General features: G+C 72.6%; 16 protein-coding genes. 9 read left to right on the forward strand and 7 right to left on the reverse strand.

Annotated elements, in window-relative coordinates; genetic code table 11:
- Positions 1-212 precede the first annotated feature (212 nt).
- The 4 genes from ABZ471_RS30765 (at position 213) to ABZ471_RS30780 (ending at position 4637) form a co-directional block, all read left to right on the forward strand.
- On the forward strand, positions 213-947 hold the full coding sequence (locus ABZ471_RS30765; protein WP_359070935.1) for an aquaporin: 735 nt from the start codon (positions 213-215) through the stop codon (positions 945-947).
- A 137-nt stretch (positions 948-1084) separates the two neighbouring features.
- A complete protein-coding gene (locus tag ABZ471_RS30770) occupies positions 1085-2437 on the forward strand; it encodes a solute carrier family 23 protein (protein WP_359070936.1) in 1353 nt (450 codons plus the stop codon).
- 47 nt (positions 2438-2484) lie between these two features.
- Positions 2485-3930, forward strand: a complete 1446-nt coding sequence (locus tag ABZ471_RS30775; protein WP_359070938.1) for an amidohydrolase family protein — start codon at positions 2485-2487, stop codon at positions 3928-3930.
- Complete coding sequence (locus tag ABZ471_RS30780) at positions 3927-4637, forward strand: sulfite exporter TauE/SafE family protein (RefSeq protein WP_359070939.1); 711 nt, start codon at positions 3927-3929, stop codon at positions 4635-4637. Before ABZ471_RS30775 ends, ABZ471_RS30780 begins: the two co-directional genes overlap by 4 nt.
- Positions 4638-4675: 38 nt before the next feature.
- On the opposite strand, the gene ABZ471_RS30785 is transcribed toward ABZ471_RS30780, so the two are convergent.
- Together ABZ471_RS30785 and ABZ471_RS30790 are read right to left on the reverse strand one after the other, a co-directional pair.
- Complete coding sequence (locus ABZ471_RS30785; RefSeq protein WP_359070941.1) at positions 4676-5815, reverse strand: LacI family DNA-binding transcriptional regulator; 1140 nt, start codon at positions 5813-5815, stop codon at positions 4676-4678.
- A gap of 112 nt (positions 5816-5927) precedes the next feature.
- Positions 5928-7421, reverse strand: a complete 1494-nt coding sequence (locus ABZ471_RS30790; protein ID WP_359070943.1) for a long-chain fatty acid--CoA ligase — start codon at positions 7419-7421, stop codon at positions 5928-5930.
- Between the two features lie 155 nt (positions 7422-7576).
- Here ABZ471_RS30790 and ABZ471_RS30795 point away from each other — a divergent pair, with 155 nt between their 5' ends.
- Entirely contained in the window at positions 7577-8761 is a 1185-nt protein-coding gene (locus ABZ471_RS30795; protein ID WP_359070944.1) for a helix-turn-helix domain-containing protein, read from the forward strand.
- Between the two features lie 104 nt (positions 8762-8865).
- Positions 8866-9021, forward strand: coding sequence for a DUF6131 family protein (locus ABZ471_RS30800; protein ID WP_359070946.1), 156 nt, complete (start codon positions 8866-8868; stop codon positions 9019-9021).
- Between the two features lie 23 nt (positions 9022-9044).
- Here ABZ471_RS30800 and ABZ471_RS30805 read toward each other — a convergent pair whose 3' ends face one another.
- Positions 9045-9449, reverse strand: a complete 405-nt coding sequence (locus tag ABZ471_RS30805; RefSeq protein WP_359070947.1) for an SRPBCC family protein — start codon at positions 9447-9449, stop codon at positions 9045-9047.
- Entirely contained in the window at positions 9446-9910 is a 465-nt protein-coding gene (locus ABZ471_RS30810) for a MarR family transcriptional regulator (protein WP_359070948.1), read from the reverse strand. Before ABZ471_RS30810 ends, ABZ471_RS30805 begins: the two co-directional genes overlap by 4 nt.
- Before the next feature lie 164 nt (positions 9911-10074).
- Here ABZ471_RS30810 and ABZ471_RS30815 point away from each other — a divergent pair, with 164 nt between their 5' ends.
- Together ABZ471_RS30815 and ABZ471_RS30820 are read left to right on the forward strand one after the other, a co-directional pair.
- Positions 10075-10908, forward strand: a complete 834-nt coding sequence (locus tag ABZ471_RS30815) for a thioesterase family protein (protein ID WP_359070950.1) — start codon at positions 10075-10077, stop codon at positions 10906-10908.
- A 256-nt stretch (positions 10909-11164) separates the two neighbouring features.
- Positions 11165-12763, forward strand: a complete 1599-nt coding sequence (locus tag ABZ471_RS30820) for an NAD(P)/FAD-dependent oxidoreductase (protein WP_359070951.1) — start codon at positions 11165-11167, stop codon at positions 12761-12763.
- Positions 12764-12877: 114 nt separating this feature from the next.
- On the opposite strand, the gene ABZ471_RS30825 is transcribed toward ABZ471_RS30820, so the two are convergent.
- From ABZ471_RS30825 to ABZ471_RS30835, 3 genes are all read right to left on the reverse strand, one after another.
- The gene (locus ABZ471_RS30825; protein WP_359070952.1) at positions 12878-13165 is read right to left on the reverse strand and encodes a DUF1905 domain-containing protein; all 288 of its coding nucleotides are present in this window, start codon (positions 13163-13165) and stop codon (positions 12878-12880) included.
- A 91-nt stretch (positions 13166-13256) separates the two neighbouring features.
- Positions 13257-14897 carry a sigma-70 family RNA polymerase sigma factor gene (locus tag ABZ471_RS30830; protein WP_359070953.1) on the reverse strand — a complete coding sequence of 547 codons (1641 nt, stop codon included), beginning with the start codon at positions 14895-14897 and terminating at the stop codon, positions 13257-13259.
- 164 nt (positions 14898-15061) lie between these two features.
- Positions 15062-16045 (reverse strand): helix-turn-helix domain-containing protein, encoded by a 984-nt coding sequence (locus ABZ471_RS30835; RefSeq protein ID WP_359070955.1) that lies wholly within the window; start codon positions 16043-16045, stop codon positions 15062-15064.
- 57 nt (positions 16046-16102) lie between these two features.
- Between ABZ471_RS30835 and ABZ471_RS30840 the strand changes: the two genes are divergently transcribed.
- Positions 16103-17407, forward strand: a complete 1305-nt coding sequence (locus tag ABZ471_RS30840; RefSeq protein WP_359070956.1) for an MFS transporter — start codon at positions 16103-16105, stop codon at positions 17405-17407.
- Positions 17408-17564 lie beyond the last annotated feature (157 nt).

Below are 17564 nucleotides of genomic sequence, written 5' to 3' on the forward strand. Positions count from 1 at the left end.
CCTGGTGGCACCTCATCGGTCCTCATCCTCCGGGAGCCGTTCGGGGTCCGCATCCCGAAGCGGCCCCCGCCGCCCTGCTCCCGCCCGCCGGAAGGCGCGAGGCCTCCGTGCGACCGACGGGAAATCCCGGACAAGATGGGGTGTTCCTCCAGTGTCCTTGGACCCGTGGCGGATCCGAGACTGCCTCTCATGACGAAGCAAGCGCCCGCCGCATGACCGGCACCCTCGCCCGCCGGGTCGCCGCCGAGGCCGTCGGGACCGGGCTCCTCGTGGCCGTGGCCGTCGGCTCCGGGGTCCAGGCCACCCGGCTGTCGCACGACGCCGGTGTGCAGCTGCTGGCCTGCTCGCTCGCCGCGGTCTTCGGCCTGGGCGTGCTGCTCACGCTGCTGGGACCGGTGTCCGGCGGGCACCTCAACCCCGCCGTCACGCTGTCCGCTTGGTACGTCGGCCGCCGCCACGGCACCGGACCGGCCCTGCGGGAGGTCGCCGCGTACATACCGGCGCAGGTGGCCGGCGCGCTCGGCGGCGCCGTCCTGGCCGACGCCATGTTCGCGAGGCCGCTGGTGAGGCTCTCCACCCACGAGCGGAATGCCGGACACCTGTGGCTGGGCGAGGTCGTCGCCACCGCAGGGCTGATCCTCCTCGTCCTCGGTCTGGAGCGCACCGGCCGCGCCCGGCTGACCCCGGTCGCCGTGGCCTCGTACATCGGATCGGCCTACTGGTTCACCTCCTCCACCTCCTTCGCCAACCCCGCGATGACCATCGGCCGTACCGTCACCGACACCGCTGCCGGGATCGCCCCCGCCTCTCTCGTGCCGTTCGTCGCGGCCCAGCTGCTCGGGACCGGAATCGGGCTGGGCGCTGCGGCGGTGCTGTTCGGACGCCCGGCCACCACGCGAGAGGAGGTCGCCGTGCCGACCGGGCGAACGGGAGCCGTGTCCGGCTGACTCCGTCCGGACTCTTGACCAACCCTCGTTCCGCACCGCCATACTGACGGCCAAATCGATATGGCCAAATCGATTTGGCCGCCGTCCACGGCCGGATCGTCGAGGCCTGAGCCGAGCGAGCCGATCGGAGCCCGCGCGTGTCCAGTCCCGTACATCCCGTCGACGAGTCCCGCCCCCTCGGACGGATCCTTCTCTTCGGCGTCCAGCACGTCCTCGTCATGGCGGCGACGCCGATCTCCGCGATCTTCCTGATGAGCGCCACCCTCCGGCTGAGTCCGCACCTCACCGTCGACCTGCTCTCGGCGGCGCTGCTGCTGTCGGGGATCGGCTCGCTCGTGCAGTCCCTCGGCCCCTGGAAGTTCGGGCCGCGGCTGCCGTTCGTGATGCTGCCCGGCGGTGCGCCGCTGATCCTGTTCATGGCCATCGCGCAGCAGCACGGACTGCCGACGGCCACCGGCGCGGTGATCCTGACCGCGGCCTTCACCTTCCTGGTGCTGCCGCTGTTCTCACGGTTGCTCAGGTTCTTCCCGCCCCTGGTCATCGGCACGATGATCGTGATCGTCGGGGTGAATCTGGTGCGGGTCGGAGCGCTGCTGGTCACCGGTCAGCCCGGCACACCGGGGTTCGGCGATCCGGTGCGGCTGGGGCTGGCGTTCGCCACGATCGGCCTGATCGTCGCCTTCACCCGGCTGTTGCGCGGGGTCCTGCGGCAACTCGCCGTCCTGCTGGGCCTGATCGCGGGCACGGCCCTGGCCTTCGCCGTCGGCCAGGTCCGTCCGGTGGGGCTGCTGACCGGTCAACTGGTCGGGGTGCCGAGGCCGCTGCCCTTCGGCGCGCCGGTCTTCGACGTCCTCGCCGCGCTGCCGCTGATGCTGTACAGCCTGGCGTCCATGGCGGAGGCGACGGGGCAGACCGTCATCAACGCCGAGGCGGTGGGCAAGGACATCGACATCCGGTCCGACGTGCCGCGCACGGTACGCGGGGACGCCCTGACGTCGCTGCTCGGCGGCTTCCTCGGGCTGCCTCTGATGGTCACGAGCGGCGAGAACATCGGCATCGTACGGGTCACCGGAGTACGCAGCAGGTACGTCACCGCGGCCGCCGGCGTCGTCCTCGTCGTGCTGGGCTTCCTCCCCCCCGTCGCGCGGGCGATCAGTGTGATGCCGTCGGCCGTGGTCGGGGGCGCCGCGATGGTCGTCTTCGCGGTGATCACCGTACTGGGCGTGCAGATGCTGGGCCGGGCCCAGCTGGAGAACCACACGTCCATGGTGACGTGCGCGGTCGCGCTCGCGCTCGGCCTGCTTCCGATCCTCGTTCCCGGTGCGTACACCGGCTTCCCGTCCGGCGTGCGGATCCTGCTGGAGAGCGGGGTGGCCGTGGGCGCTCTCGTCGCGGCCGTCCTCAACTTCCTCTTCCACCACGTGGGGCGGCGCACTCCGGGCGTCGGGGTGCCGACCGCCGAGGAGCCTTCTTCGGCGGCCCGCGCATGACCGGCCTCCCCCGCCGGCCCCTCTGCCCGACCGACACCCGGAGCACCATGACCGACCTGTCCCCCGACCGACTCCGCGACGAGGCGCTGCTGCTGGTCCCCGACGAGACACTGACCCCCGAGGGGCCCATGGGCCTGCACGCGGTAGTGGTGCGGGACGGCGTGTTCCTCGATGTCGGCCCCGCCGAGCGCATCGTGCGCACGCACCCGTCGCTGACGCCCGTCCCGCTGCCCGGACACGTGCTGATGCCCGGTTTCGTCGACACCCACCACCATCTGACGCAGAGTTTCGGCGGCGCTCTCGCCTTCGGGGAGCCGTCGGAGATCTTCCGCCGGGTGTGGGTGCCGCTGGAAGACGCGCTCGACGAGGAATCGGCCTACGTGGCCGCGAAACTGGCCGCGTGGGAGTCGCTGCGGGGCGGGTTCACGACGGTCGCCGAGGCGGGCACCCGTGCCCCGGTCGACGTGGACGTGGTGGCCTCGGCGGCGCGTGATGCGGGAGTCCGCTGTGTGCTGGGGATCGTCTGCAACGACTCCTCCGACGGAACCGGCGAGGACGCCGACCCGCATGCCGTGCTCGCCGCCGCCGAGAAGCATCTGGCGCGCTACGGCGGCGACGACCTCGTCCACCCGTCGCTGGCCGTGTCGGTGCCGGAGGCCGCGACCGCACGCACCCTGGCGGCCACCGCGCGCCTCGCCGCCGAGGCGGGCACCGTCGTACAGATCCATGTGAACGAACACCTCGTCGCCGTCGAACGCTCTCTGGAACGGCACGGGCTGCGGCCCCTGGAGTATCTGCACCATGTGGGCGCGCTGGGCCCGCAGTTGCTGGCCGCGCACGCGACGCTGCTCACTCCTTCCGAGGTCACGCTGCTCGCCGACAGTGGTGCGGCGGTGAGCTACAACCCGGTCGCCAGTGCCTGGAAGGGCAACGCGGTCGCCCCGGCCACGACGTTCGCCGAGCGCGGCGTCCGCTTCGGGCTGGGCACCGACGCGACCCGGGGCGACGGCTTCCGGCTCGCCGACGCGGCGGAGTTCGCGCAGCGGCTCGGGCACGGCCTGGCCATCGGCGACTCCTCGTGCGGTGCCGGCTGGACCTGGCTGGACCGGGCCACCGCGGGCGGCGCGGACGCGGCCGGTCTGGGGCGGCTCACCGGACGGGTGGCGGCCGGTGCCGCGGCCGACTTCCTGCTGGTGGACGTGACCGGGCCGGAGATGCAACCGTCCTGGGACCGGCCGTGGGAGCTGGTCAGACGGGGCAACCGGGACCAGATCGGCGCCGTGTTCGTCGCCGGGCGGCTCCGGTTGTGGCAGGGGCAGCCGCTGGACTGGGACGGGCCGGCGCTGGTCCGGCAGGCCGCGGAGCTGGCCCCGCACGTGGTACGGCGGGCCCAGGTGACCCGGGCCCATCCGACGTCGGTGGTGGCGCGCAGCCGTGCGGCGGGGTGGCCGGGCGAGCGGGGCGCGGCTCCGGCCGGGGACGGTGGGCGATGAGCGGCGCCGCGCTGACGGTGCTGGCGCTGACCGTGGCGGCGGCCGCGTTCGTGCAGGGCACCAGCGGCCTCGGGTTCGCGTTGATCGTGGCTCCTGTCGCGGGGCTGCTCGATCCGGGGCTGCTGCCCGTGTTCGTCCTGACCGCGATGATCCCGCTCAATCTGTACGTCGCCTGGCGGGAGCGGCACAGCCTCGATGTGCGGGGTGCCGGGTGGATCACGGCGGCGCGGCTTGCGGCGACACCGGCGGGGCTGGCCCTGCTGTGGGTGATCCCCGCCGGGGATCTCGGGGTCGTCGTCGGTGCGTCGACGGTGCTGGCGGCGCTGGTGAGTCTCGTCGCGCCCGCCTTCACGCCGGGCCGCGGTGCCTATCTGGGCGCGGGAGTCCTCACGGGGCTGACGGAGACGGCGACCGGGGTGGGCGGCCCGCCGCTCGCCCTCGTCTACCAGCACCGGCCGCCGGACGAGCTGCGCGCCACGGTCGCCGTCTGCTTCCTCGTCGGCGAAGTCGCCTCGCTCGCCCTGCTGTTCGGCACCGGCCGGGGAGAGGCGGCGGAGGCCGGCCGGGCGGTGCTGCTCCTGCCTGCCCTGGCGGCGGGGGCGTGGCTGAGCCGCCTGGTGCACCGGCGCGTCGACGCGCGGAGGATGCGCGGTTTCGTCCTGGTCTTCGCGCTGGTGTCGGGGGTGGTGCTGATGACGGGTGCCTGACGCGGTGTCGGGGACCGGGGCCGCGGGTGCCGGCGGTCTCAGTCGGCGGTTGTCCGCGGACCGTTGACGGATTCCGCGCCCGTCCGCTGCCCGTCGACGGTATCCGTTGTCGTCGGCGGACGGCGCAGGGACGAGGCGCGCAGGACGAGCCGGGGCTCGGGGGCGGGCACCCTGCGCCCGGGCTCCGCCGGTGAGGTGGCTCCCGTGGCCGCCGGCGCCGGTCGGCCGGCGAGCCGTGCCAGCAACAACTCCACCGCGTCCGCTGCGGCCCGGTCCAGGCGCAGATCGACCGCGGTGAGCGGTGGTTCGCAGGTCCGGGCGCGCAGGCCGTCGTAGCGGGTGACGACCATCACGTCGTCGGGGATGCGCCGGCCCGCCTCCCGCAGCGCACGTACCGCGCCGACAGCGAAGGCGTCGACGAGCACGCACAGCGCGTCGATGCCGGGGTGCTGTGCCAGCAGCGCGGCGCACCGGTCGTACCCCGCCTGCTCGCCTCCGGCCTCGGGCGCGGTGGCGACGAGCGGCGTCCAGCCGTGGGCGACCGCCGCCCGTTCGTAGGCCGCGCGGGCGTCGAGCGAGGAGTGGCGGGCGCCCTCGCCGACGACGAGCGCCGGGCGCCGGGCCCCCTGGTCCCGCAGGTGTTCCAGGAGCAGTTCGGCGACACGGCCCCCGTGCAGGTCGACGTACGGGGCGTCGTCGTCGGGTGCGGTGGGCCGGCCCAGCGCGACATAGGGCAGCCCGCGCTCCCGCAGCTGGGCCACGGCCGGGTCGTCCGCCTCGGGTTCGACGACGATCGCGCCGTCGACGTCGACGGAGTACAGAGGTGATCCGGACTGCACGGGCGGGATCAGCACCAGCGCGTACTCGTGGACGAGCGCACGCTCGGCCGCGGCGGCGGCCACCTCCATGTAGAAGCCGAGCCGCGAGGGGCCGCCTGCCACCGCGAAGGGCATGGAGGAGACCAGCGCGATCGCCCTGGCCTCGCCCCGGCGCAGGCGCTGGGCGCGCAGGTTGGGCCGGTAGCCCAGTTCGGCGGCGACCGTCCTGATGCGCTCGCGGGTCCGCGGATCGACCTTGCCGATGCCGTTGAGGGCATGGGAGACCGTGGTCCGCGAGACCCCCGCCGCCTGGGCCACATCGGCGATGGTGGGCCGGCGGGGGCCGTGGGACATGGTCATGGGCACATCTTCGCAACCGGCGCGCCCGGGAACCAGCCCCCTCCCCCGTCATGAGGGCGCTGCGAGCCGGTGGGCCGCCTCGGTCCGGCGAGCACCACGGCGTGGCGCACGCTCAGTGCGCGGGAGCCGAGATCTCCCGCTTCAGGATCTTCCCGCTCGGGCCCATGGGCAGGGCGTCCACCAGCCACACCTGGCGCGGGTACTTGTAGGCCGCCACCCGCTCCCGCACGTACTCCTGGAGTTCCGTGGAGCTCGCCTCGGTTCCCGGACGCAGGACGACCGCCGCCGCCACCTCCTCGCCGAGCCGTTCGTCGGGCACGCCGAGGACCGCCGCGAGGGCGACGGCGGGGTGCTCGTGCAGGACCTCCTCGATCTCACGCGGATAGACGTTGTAGCCGCCGCGGATGATGAGGTCCTTCTTGCGGTCGACGATGTACAGGTAGCCGTCCTCGTCCTGGCGGCCCAGGTCGCCGGTGCGCAGCCAGCCGTCGGGAATGGCGGCCGCGGTCTCCTCGGGGCGGTTCCAGTAGCCCTTCATCACATTCGGTCCGCGCACGGCGAGTTCGCCGACCTCGCCCGCGACCACGTCCCGGCCGTGGTCGTCGACCAGCCGCACCTCGACGTCACGGATGGGCGTGCCGATGGATCCGGCCTTGCGCGGGCGGTCGGGGTGGTTGAAGGAGACGACCGGGCTGGTCTCGGACATGCCGAAGCCTTCCAGCACCATGCAGCCGAAGCGGCGCTCGAATCCGTGCAGGATCTCCACCGGCAGGGACGCGCCGCCCGAGACGCACATGCGCAGGGTCGACACGTCGGCCTCGGCCGCGCCCGGGTGCTGGAGCAGGGCCGCGTACATGGTGGGCACGCCCTCGAAGACGGTCGCGCGGTCGCGGGCGATGGCGTCGAGCACGGTCTGCGGATCGAACCGGGGAACGAGGGTGAGCGCGGCGCCGCTGCGCACGGCCACGTTCATGGTGCAGGTCTGTCCGAAGATGTGGAACAGCGGCAGGCAGCCCACGATGACGTCCTCGGGCGTCATCCGCTGCACATGGACGACGTTGACCTCGGTGTTGTGGCGAAGTCCCGCGTGGGTCAGCGCGGCGCCCTTGGGCCGGCCGGTGGTGCCGGAGGTGTAGAGCAGGACGGCCACGTCGTCACCGGCGACGGTGGCGATCTCGTCGTGCGGGTCCAGCCGGGCCAGTTCGGCGGAGAAGGCGGCCGGTTCGACGGCCATGTGCCGTACCCCGGCCGCGGCCGCGCCCTGGGCACCCTCCCCGGGCGCCTGGTGCCACTCGAAGAGCAGCACGCTGCCGGAGTCCCGCAGGTGGTACTCGGTCTCCCGCGTCTTGAGCAGCGGGTTCATCGGCACCACGATCCCGCCGGCGCGCAGGATGCCGTAGTACAGGACGACGAACTCGGGCACGTTCGGCAGCATCAGCGCGACCCTGTCGCCGGCCCGCAGGCCCTCGGTGCGCAGCAGGGCGGCGGCCTGGGCGCTCAGCCGGTCCAGCTCGGCGTAGGTGGTGGTCGCCGTCCCCAGCCGCAATGCGGTGCTCTCGGGGTGCCGGCCCGCCGTCTCCGCCAGGAATTCCGCCAGATTGGCCATGATGCCTCCTTGCGTGCATGCTCGCTGCGCCGGCCGTCCCCGCCGACGCTCACGGCATCGTGGCGTCCGTGTTGTGGGCCGTCCATGGCCGGACGGACAGCTCACCGGCACGCGGATTGTTCTGGGAGACAAAGTCCACGTCGTACGCTGCACAGATGAGTCTGTCCGAGGTGAGCGCGGCCTTGCGGGTACGCCTGCCGGAACTGGGTGAGCGGATGGCCCTGCGCATCCGCGCGGAGGTCGAGTCGTACGCCGACGACTCGCTGATCCCGTTCGCGTCGCTGCGGGAGTCCTGCACGGCCAACGCCGACCAGTTGCTCGGGCGGTTCGCGCTCGACGCGGAACCCGATGTGCGGCCGGCGGAGCGGACCGGTCGTCTCCGGGCCGAGCAGGGTGTGCCGCTCGCGGACACCCTGCACGCCTACCGGATCGGCTTCGAGTACCTCTGGGCGCAGATGGTCGACGAGGCCCAGCGGCATCCGGAAGTCACCGACGCCCTCCTGGTGGCGGGTTCGTCGGAGATCTGGGCGCAGTTCGGCCGGTACGCGGAGGCCGTCGCGGCGGCCTACCGCGAGGCCAGCGCCGAGCTGGCCCTGCGGCGCGAGGCGCGCCGCTCGGCGCTGGTGGAGGCGCTGTTCACCGGCGCGCTCGCGGACCGGACGACCCTGTGGGAGACAGCGCGGCAACTCGGCCTGCCGGAGCGGGGACCGTACGCGGTCGTGGCCGCCTCCGTGCCGGATCCGGGCGGAGATCCGCTGCCCGGCATCGAGGCCGCCCTGCGGCAGACCGGTGTGCCGTCGGCCTGGCGGCTGCTGCCCGACCAGCAGATCGGGCTGCTCTCGCTGACCCACCCCGATGCCGAGACGGTGATCCGCCGGGCGCTGCGGCACCGTTCGGCGCGGGTGGGGATCAGCCCGCGGTTCGACTCGTTGCGCGACACCCCCGAGGCGTTGCGGTTCGCCCGGCTGGCGCTGGCCGGACTGCCGGGCGACGGGCCGGGTGTGGCCCGCTTCGACGACAGCCCGCTCGCCATGCTGGTGGCCGCCGCTCCTGCCGAGGCGGCACGCCTGGTCGAGGTCGTGCTGGGGCCGGTGCTGGAACTGCCGGCGGCCGAGCGGGCGCGGCTCCTGCAGACGCTCGGGCGCTGGTTCACGGCAGGTGGCGTCGCCGCCGAGACGGCGAACCGGCTCTTCATCCACCCGAACACGGTGCGCTACCGGCTCCGGCGGGTCGAGAAGCTGACGGGGCGCTCGCTCACCGACCCCGCGGCACTCGCCGACCTCGGCACCGCCCTGCACGCGCTGCGGCTCGTTCCGCGGCCGGACGGCCGCAGCCGTTGACCGGCCGCTGGGGTGACCGCGAAGTTTCGGAGCCGCGCATGGGATATCCCGCCGGTTCGGGGCACTCGGACGCCAAGAACTCTGCTACCAGCGGGAGGCAAACCATGATCGCCATCGGCGTCATTCTGCTCATCATCGGCTTCCTGACCGGCATTTCGATCCTGTGGACCATCGGAGTCATCCTCCTGGTGGTCGGCGCGGTCCTGTGGATCATGGGGTCCATGGGGCACGCGGTCGCCGGCCGACGACACTATTGGTGACCGTCGGCACTCCCCCCACAGCGTCACGCCTGCGTTTCGAGGATCTCCTTGAGGGCGGACAGCTCGGTGTCGACCAGGGCTGTCTGCTCGTCGAAGAACCGGTCCTCGAACGTCGGCGGCTGACAGAAGGTGATCATGAACTCGGCGCCGTCGCCGTTGGGGACGACGCGGGCGGGGACACGCCAGGACGCGGTGTCGTCCACGTAGTCGTGGTCCAGGACGCCCAACTCGGCGTCGGGGCGCAGGCGGAGCCTCGCCGGGCCCACCGGGGTCGACATGGCCCACCAGTCGGGGTCGTCGGTGGACTCGATCGACTGGATGTTGACGACGGCCCACTTCGACCAGTTGGCCGGGTCGGCCAGGAAGGCGAAGACCTCGGCGACGGGGCGGTCGATGCTCACGGTCTTGGTGACGGAACGGGCGATCATGGTCGCTCCTCAGGATTGTCGTGCGGGGGTGCGGGGTGGGGTTCGCCGACGAGGTCCCGGATCCACTTCTCCAGCTGGCTGCGCTGCGTGGCCTCCAGCGAGCCGAAGAAGTGGGCGTCGTTCCGGTCGGCGAGGCCGGCCAGAACGGGGACCAGGGCGCGGCCCTCGTCGGTGAGGACGAGCAGCACGGAGCGCCGGGAGGCCGGATCGGGCTCGCGGCGGATGAGGCCCTTGGCGGCCAGGCGGTCCACGAGCCGGGAGACGGCCCCGGGGTCGATGGCCATGTGCTGCGCCACCGCCTTGGTGGTGGTGTGACCGTGGAACACGCTCGCCATCACCCCCCACTGGGAGACGGTGACGCCGTGGCGGCCGATCTCGGCTTCGAAGCGGGCGTGGACCTCGTCGGAGAGCCGTCGCAGCCAGTAGCCGAGATGGTCGTGCAGTCCGTGTGTCGTAGTCACACCTTCAGCATGCTTGCCGCGGCAATTGTTGTCAAGGCAATCATGGGGGGAGATCCGGCGACGGATGCAGAGGTGTCGGCGCGTTCGCTCGCGAGTAAGTTTGACTTTCCAACTCACTAGGTTATCGTGGATCCGGTCCGAGCCCACTCCCCCGAAGGGGCGAAATGCCTGGGTCAATCACTGACAGGGCGGCCGCCGACGGCGGCACGCGTGCGGCGGACGACGGCGCCCTCCGCATCGACCGCTCCTGGTGGTCCTGGAACGGGGCGCAAGGCGGTTACGTTGCCGCCCTCGCTCTCACCGCGATGCGTAGGGACCTGGCCGCGCAGTCAGGGGAGTGGACGCCGGTTCGTACCCTTGGCGCGCACTTCCTGGCCCCGGTGGACGAACGTCCGCTGCGTTTCGCCGTGACCACCCTGCGGGAAGGCCGACGCACGTCCATGTCCTCGGTCACCGCCGTGCAGGACGGCGCGCCGGCGCTGACCGGCTCGGCCGTGTTCGCTCGGCGCGGCACCGGCCCTGCGTACATCGGCCTGCCCGCGCCCGCCGTGCCCGGACCGGACGCGTGTCCGGTACTGACTCTGCCGCACGCACTGGCCGCTTTCGCCGAACATCTGGAGATCCGCCCCGCCACCGACGCCCGCCCTCTGGGCGGCGGCGAACGTGCCGAACTCCTCGCCTGGATGCGCTTCACCGACGGACGGAACCTGGACGCGGAGACCGTGGTCATCCTGGCCGATGCCCTGCCACCCGGACTGTTCGCCGTGCGGACGGCGCCGTGCCCGGTGCCGACGGCCGAACTCACCGTGCACTTCACCGACGCCCTCGACGGCGCTCCCCTCCGGGGTTGGGCACTCGTCCGGATCCGTACGGAACACGCAGGCGCCGGCTGGGCGATCGACGACAGCGCCGTCTGGTCCGCCGACGGTCGGCTGCTCGCCCTCGCCCGCCAGGCACGCGCCGTACAGGACGCGCCCCGCGCCGGCCACCACGCCTGACCCACGCACCCATGCCCCGCCCGCACCGCCCGGTCACCGGGACCCTGCGATGACCCGGTCGGCCGGCGGGGCCTGCAAAAGGGGCTGCGGACAACGCGATCACAGAGTTGCCGTCGATACACCACGTACACGGAGTACACGGACGTGCCCCTGCACGAAGGAAAGGTCGGTCCCGCCTGCAGCGCGGCGCTGCGGGCCTTTGCCCGGTCGATCTGGTGAGGTCGTGGAGCACGACCGATCCCCCCGAGGAGCACCCATGTCACCTGCGGTCGACGCCATCGTCGTCGGGTCCGGTGTCAACGGCCTGGTCGCCGCGGCCGAACTGGCCACGGAAGGCTGGTCGGTCGCCCTGGTCGAACGCAACACACGGTTGGGAGGGTTCATCGCCACCGAGCAGCGGACCCTGCCCGGCTATCTGCACGACACCTATGCGTCGTGGCATCCGCTGTTCGTGTCCGGCGCCGCGTACGCCGCCCTCGGTGAAGCCCTGCACCGCCATGGCCTGGAGTACCGCAATACCGACGGCTTCGTCACCGGCACCGTCACCGACGCAGGCCGTACGGTCCTCGCCCACCGTGACGTGCGTACGACGGTGCAGGACTTCACGCACGCCTCGGACCGCGACGGCTATCTCGCCATGCTGCAGCGATTCCACGACAACGCCGACATCATGGGTGGTCTCCTGGGCGGCGACCCCCGTTCGTTCCGGACGCTGAAGTACGTCGGACAGTTGCTGCGCCGGGAACGGCTGGCCGGCACGGAGGCGTGGCTACGGGCCACGGTCACCAGTGCCCGGTCGTACTGCCGTGGCCAGTTCCGCGGCGACGAGCCGGACCTGTTGTGGACGCCGTGGCTGCTGCACGCCGGGCTGTCGCCGGACCATGCCTCGGGCGGGCTGATGCTGCCCCTCCTCGCCGCCACGGTGCACGGCTTCGGCCTGCCCGTGGTGGCAGGCGGCGCCGTGAACTTCGTCCGTGCATTCGAGGAACTCCTGAAAGAACAGGGGGTGGAGGTCCGCACGGGGCAGCCGGTGGAGCGGCTCCTCCTGACGGACGGGAAGGTCACGGGTGTCGTCTGCGGCGGCGAGACCGTCCGGTCCGGCCACGCTGTCCTCGCCTCGGTGACCCCGACCGCGCTGTACGGGGAGCTGCTGCCGCCGGACGCCCCGGTTCCGCCCACAGTCCGCGACCAGGCACGGCGATTCCGGTACGGGCGCGCCGCGATGCAGATCAACGTTGCCCTCTCCGCCCCGCTCACCTGGAACGACGCGCGCCTGGCAGCCGTACCGCTGCTGCACCTCAGCGACGGGTCGGCGAGTACCGCCATCGCATGTGCGGAGGCCGAGGCGGGCCTGCTGCCCCGCAGGCCCACGGTCGTCGTGGGCCAGCAGTACGTTCTCGACCCGACGCGGGTGCCCGAAGGCGCCGCCGCGCTGTGGCTGCAACTGCAGGAACTGCCCTACGTTCCCGTCGGCGACGCGGCAGGTGAGCTGAACGTCGCGGAAGGCTGGACGAGAGAACTGACCGAAGGTTTCGTCCGCCGGATCCTTGCCCGCGTGGCCCGGCATGCCCCCGATCTGCCGGGCAAGGTGCTCGGCTGGGACGCCGTGACCCCGACCGACCTGGCTTCGTACAATCCCAACGCGGTGAACGGCGATCCTTATGGCGGCTCGGCGGAACTCGACCAGAACCTGCTGTGGCGTCCGCTGCCCGGCGCCTCCCGGCACGCCACACCGGTACGAGGTCTGTGGCACATCGGTGCCTCCACCCATCCCGGCCCTGGTCTCGGCGGCGGCTCGGGCCACATCGTGGCGCAACGGCTCATCCGGGCCCGGCGCCGGAGCCGCCGCCTCTGACTGCCCCGGCCCCGGCCAGTCGGTTTCCTTCGGATCGGTCGGCCGTCCGTCCGAGTGCGCCGTCAACAGATGTGCAGTGGGCGCGGATCGAGCTGTTGCTCCCGCCGAAAGCCTCTAGAGGCGTACGGCCATCTCCACGATCACGTCGTCGCCTTCGGCGATGCCCTGTGGCTTGCGTACGGCGTTCTTCAGGGGCAGCAGGTAGGCGCCGCCCTTCGGGAAGAGCGACGTCGTGAAGGTGGTCTCACCGATCCGGGCCTCGACCGGAATCACGCCCCAGCCGTACGTGGCCATCGCGGCCACCTCGCGGATGTCCTCGGACACCTCGTCCGGCACGGACACGAAGAAGTACGGCGACGGCCCCCGCCATTCGATCACACGGCCCGTGAAGGCGAGTTCCATGAGGTCGGTCCCATTCGGCGGGGATCACGGTCGGCTCAGCCTACCTGTGCTGTCCCGGCCTCGACCCGCCCTGACCGTACGACGGCCCGCGTCAGAGCTTGGCGCCGAAGTCCTGGGTCCACCACGGGCCGCCCGACCCCCGGTGGACGCCCACGCCGATCTCCTTGAACGAGCAGTTGAGGATGTTTGCACGGTGGCCGGGGCTGTTCATCCAGGAGTCCATCACGGACTCCGGCGTCTGCTGGCCCTTGGCTATGTTCTCCCCGTACGTGGACCAGCGGTACCCGGCGGCGGTGATGCGCTGCCCGGGGTCCGCGCCGTCCGGGTTGGTGTGCTCGAAGAAGTTACGGGCGGCCATGTCGTCGGAGTGGCCCTGCGCGGCCCGCTCCAGCTGCGCGTTCTCCGTGAGCGGCCCGCAGCCGGCGGCCGCCCGCTCCTTGTTCACCAGCGCGACCACCTGCGCCACGGTGCCCGAGGGAGCCGACTGCGACTGCGGTGTACTGGGCGCGGGCTGCGGGGGTCGCGCCGACCGTGTGGGAGTCGATGCGGTCTTCTTCGGGGGGTGGGGGGTCTTCTTGGCGGCGCTCGCCTTCTTCGACGGCGACGCGGACGGTGTCGGAGTGGCCGAGGGCGACTGCGAGGTCTCGACGGCACGGGGCGCGGAGAGGTCGACGACGGGATCGCCGGCGGTCCGCGCGGCGGTCGCCCCTTCGTTACCGGTCCCGGAGTCCGTGCCGAAGTACAAGATGCCACCACCCGCGACGCAGGCCGCGACGACGGCGCCGCCGACGGCCCGGCGCCGGATCCGTCGGCGCCTGCGAGCCTCCCCCCGGGATCCCGTGCGGCCGCGTGGAGCGCGGTGCCCGGCCGCCGGGTCCGCTTCGGCACGAACTGCGGAGGTGTCCGGCCGAGACGCCGAACCGGCCATGGCCATCCCGTCCGAACCGTGCGCAAGCTTCGCCAGCAGCGCGGTCGACACCGAGACCAGTGCCAGACCGGCCAGCAGTCCCTCCGCGGGCATCAGACCGCTCCACAGACCGGAGCAGTGCGCGCAGCCGCGGGCGTGCCGGGCTATGCGCTTGCGCCACAGCGCCGACGGCCGGCCGTCCCAGGAGGCCAGCATGCCCCGCAGTTCCTCGCACGGCGGTTGCGCGTCGAGCGCCCGCACCACCACGCGGGCCGCCTCCAGTTGCGCCTTCATCCGCTGCACCCGTACCGCGGTGTGCTGCGGCGACAGCTCGAGGGCTGCCGCGACCTCGCCACGGGTCAGCTCACCGGCACACTCCAGCCACCACAGCGACAGCAGTCCTCGGTCGTCCGGCTCCAGCCAGCGGGTGGCGCGCGCGGTCTCCTGGCGCTGGCCGGACAGCTGGAGCTGCATCAGCGTCAGGTCCACGAAGTCCGCGCCCGGATCCGCGAGGTCCTCGGCCTCCTCGACGGCGCCCGGCGCGAACTGCCGGTCCTGCCAGTGCGCCCGGACCTGGTTCATCGCGATCGCCACGAGCCAGGAGCGGAAGCTCTCGGGCGTACGCAGCCCGCCCAGCGCGTCCAGGGCACGGAGCATGGTCTCCTGCACCACGTCGTCGACATCGACCGAGCCGTTCAAAGCACGCCCCACGATGTTGTAGACGAGCGGGAGGTACGCGCTGACCAGGGCGTCCTGGGCCTGCGGGTCACCCGCACGGGCAGCGGTCACCAACGCCGCCGTCTCCACCGTGTGCTGTGTACTCATCAATCGCTTCCCTGTCCTCGATGCCGAACGGTGCTGTCCGATACCTGGGAGATCGCTCAGTGAGCCCCGGATAACAATTCTTCGGAGATCCGTTCGACCAGAGGTTGGCGGCACCGGGCCCGCCCTCGCAATGGGGCACGTCACAGGAGGGCCACAGAGAGCCCCTAGCGACACAGTTCGTCGCCCAGGGCCGTGCGCGTGTACCGGACGGTGCGGCCGCTGCGGGTGCGGCTGAGCAGGCCGGCGTCATAGAGAACGGCCAAGTGCTGACTGACCGCGCCGGGGGTGACGTTGAGGCGGTGGGCGAGCTCGGTGGTGGAGGCGGGTTCGGCGAGCAGGCCGAGCAGGCGGGCGCGGGGGCGGCCGAGGAGTCGTACCAGGGCGCGGTCGGTGACCGGTGGCGGTGCCTCGGAGAGGGTGGCGCGGCCGCGGGCCGGGTAGGCGAGGTACGGCGGGCGCGACGGGTCGAGCAACGTCTGGACGCCGCGGGCGAAGAGCGTGGGCATCAGCACCATGCCGCGTCCCGCGATGCGGATGTCGGCAGACGGCCAGGGTGCGGTGTCGCCCTTCTCGGTCAGCCGCAGTTGTTCGCCGGTCCACACGAGCCGGGTGTCGAGCCCGCCGAAGAGCGCCGCAGCCCCTTGTTCCGCCAGCACCCGTGCCTGATGGGCGAGATCGGCCTCCAGGATGCTCTGCGCACGCGGCCACCAGTCGTCGCTGAGGCAGGTGTGCCAGTAGGCGTCCACGGCGTCGGCGAGCCGGGTGAGGAAGGCCGCCGGGTCGGCCAGGCCCCGTGCGACGACCGGCGGGAGGGCGTCGTCGGTGCGGTAGGTGGTGCGGAAGTCGGCGGCGACCACCTCCGCCGGGGTGCGGCGGACCTCGTCGAGTTCCTCGGCGAACGCGGGGCGGGCGCGGGCCGGGCGCGGAGTGAGGAAGTCGGGCACCCACAGCCAGGGGGCGATGAGGGCGGTGAGCAGTTCGCGGTCGAGGTCCTCCAGGCGCGGGCGGATGCGGCGCAGCCACGGCCGGTGGTGCGGATAGCGGGCCGGGTCGTGCAGGCAGCGCAGCGAGAACACCGCCTCCTGCAGCGGGGAGTAGGCGAAGGAGGTGGTGGCGAGGTCGCCGACGGCGAAGCGGAACTCGATCATTGAGTGCCACGCTAAATCATTGTCGGACGCCGGTGCAGACCGGGTTGGCTGTCGGACATGACCACGACACCCGTCTCACCCGCCCCTGACCAGCACGGCAGTCCCGAGGCCGGCCGCGCCACCCGTGCGGGCGGGCTGCTGCCGGCCGACCCGGTGCTGCGCCTCGCCACCGTGCTGACCGCCGTCAACTCTCTGGGAAACGGGCTGTACTTCCCGCTCGGCGTCCTGTACTTCACACGCATCGTCGGCCTGGACGCGACCGCGGTCGGAGTCGGGTTGACGGCCGCGGGCCTGGTGGGCGTCGCCGCCGGGGTGCCCGCCGGGCGGGCCGCGGACCGGTGGGGTGCCCGGCGGGTCGGGGCTCTGCTGTGGGGCGGCACGGGGATCGCCACGGCCGCGTACGCCCTGGTCCACTCCTACGCCGGATTCCTCGCCGCGGTGATCTGCGCGACGACGTTGCAGATGGCGAGCCGGGGGGTGCAGGGCGCGCTCTATGCCGACGTGCTGCCGGCGGCGACGCGGGTGGAGGCACGGGCGTATCTGCGGATGGTGACCAACGTCGGGATGGGCGTCGGCGGCGCGCTGGGTGCGGTCGCCCTCCAACTCGACACGCGGGGCGCGTACATGGCGGTGATCGTGCTGAACGCGCTGTCCTTCGCGGGTCCCGCGCTGCTGGTGCCGCGGCTGCCGCTGGCGGCGCACGTACGTGAGCGTGCGGCCCTGGACGCCGACGCACCGGCCGCGGACCGCTGGCGGGCGGTGCGCGACCTGCCCTTCCTCGCGGTGACCGTGCTCAACGCAGTGCTGGTCGTGCAGTACACGCTGTCCGAGGTCGGGCTGCCCCTGTGGATCGTGGAACGGACCGAGGCGCCGCGCTGGACGGCGGCCCTGCTGATGATCCTCAACTGCGCGCTGGTGGCGCTCCTTCAGGTGCGGGTCGCCCGCCGCGCCTCCCAAGTGCCCAGCGCGGTGCGGGCGCTGGGGTGGTCGGGGCTGCTGCTGGCGGCGGCCTGCGCCGCCTACGCCCTGTCGGCGGGCCTGTCCCCCGTGCGGGCGGTGCTGTCGCTGACCGTCGGTGCGGTGGTCCAGGTCTTCGCGGAAGTGCTGTCGGCAGCCGGCGGCTGGACCCTCGGCTACGAACTCGCCGACGCCCGCGCGCACGGTGTCTACCAGGGAGTGTTCGGCGCCGGCATGTCGGCGGGGATGATGGCGGGACCGGCACTGGTCACGGTCACCGCGGTCGCTCACGGCACGCTCGGCTGGGCGGTGCTCGGCGTGGGGTTCGCCGTGGCCGGACTCGCCGTGTCCCCCGCCGTGCGCTGGGCCCAGCGCGACGGAGCCTGGCGGGGCGAACCGGCCTAGGACCGGGCATGGGGTACGCCCGTCGCCGATCCCGAAGGGGATTTTCTGGAGCGACAAGACAAGCCCCCTCGACATCACTCTGGCGGGACCAGCGCTTCGTTCGCTTCTGGGCCGGGCAGTCCGTTTCGCAGTTCGGCGACCGGATCTCCGAACTGGC

This window comes from Streptomyces sp. NPDC005728 (assembly GCF_040630895.1).
In the GTDB taxonomy this organism is placed as follows: domain Bacteria; phylum Actinomycetota; class Actinomycetes; order Streptomycetales; family Streptomycetaceae; genus Streptomyces.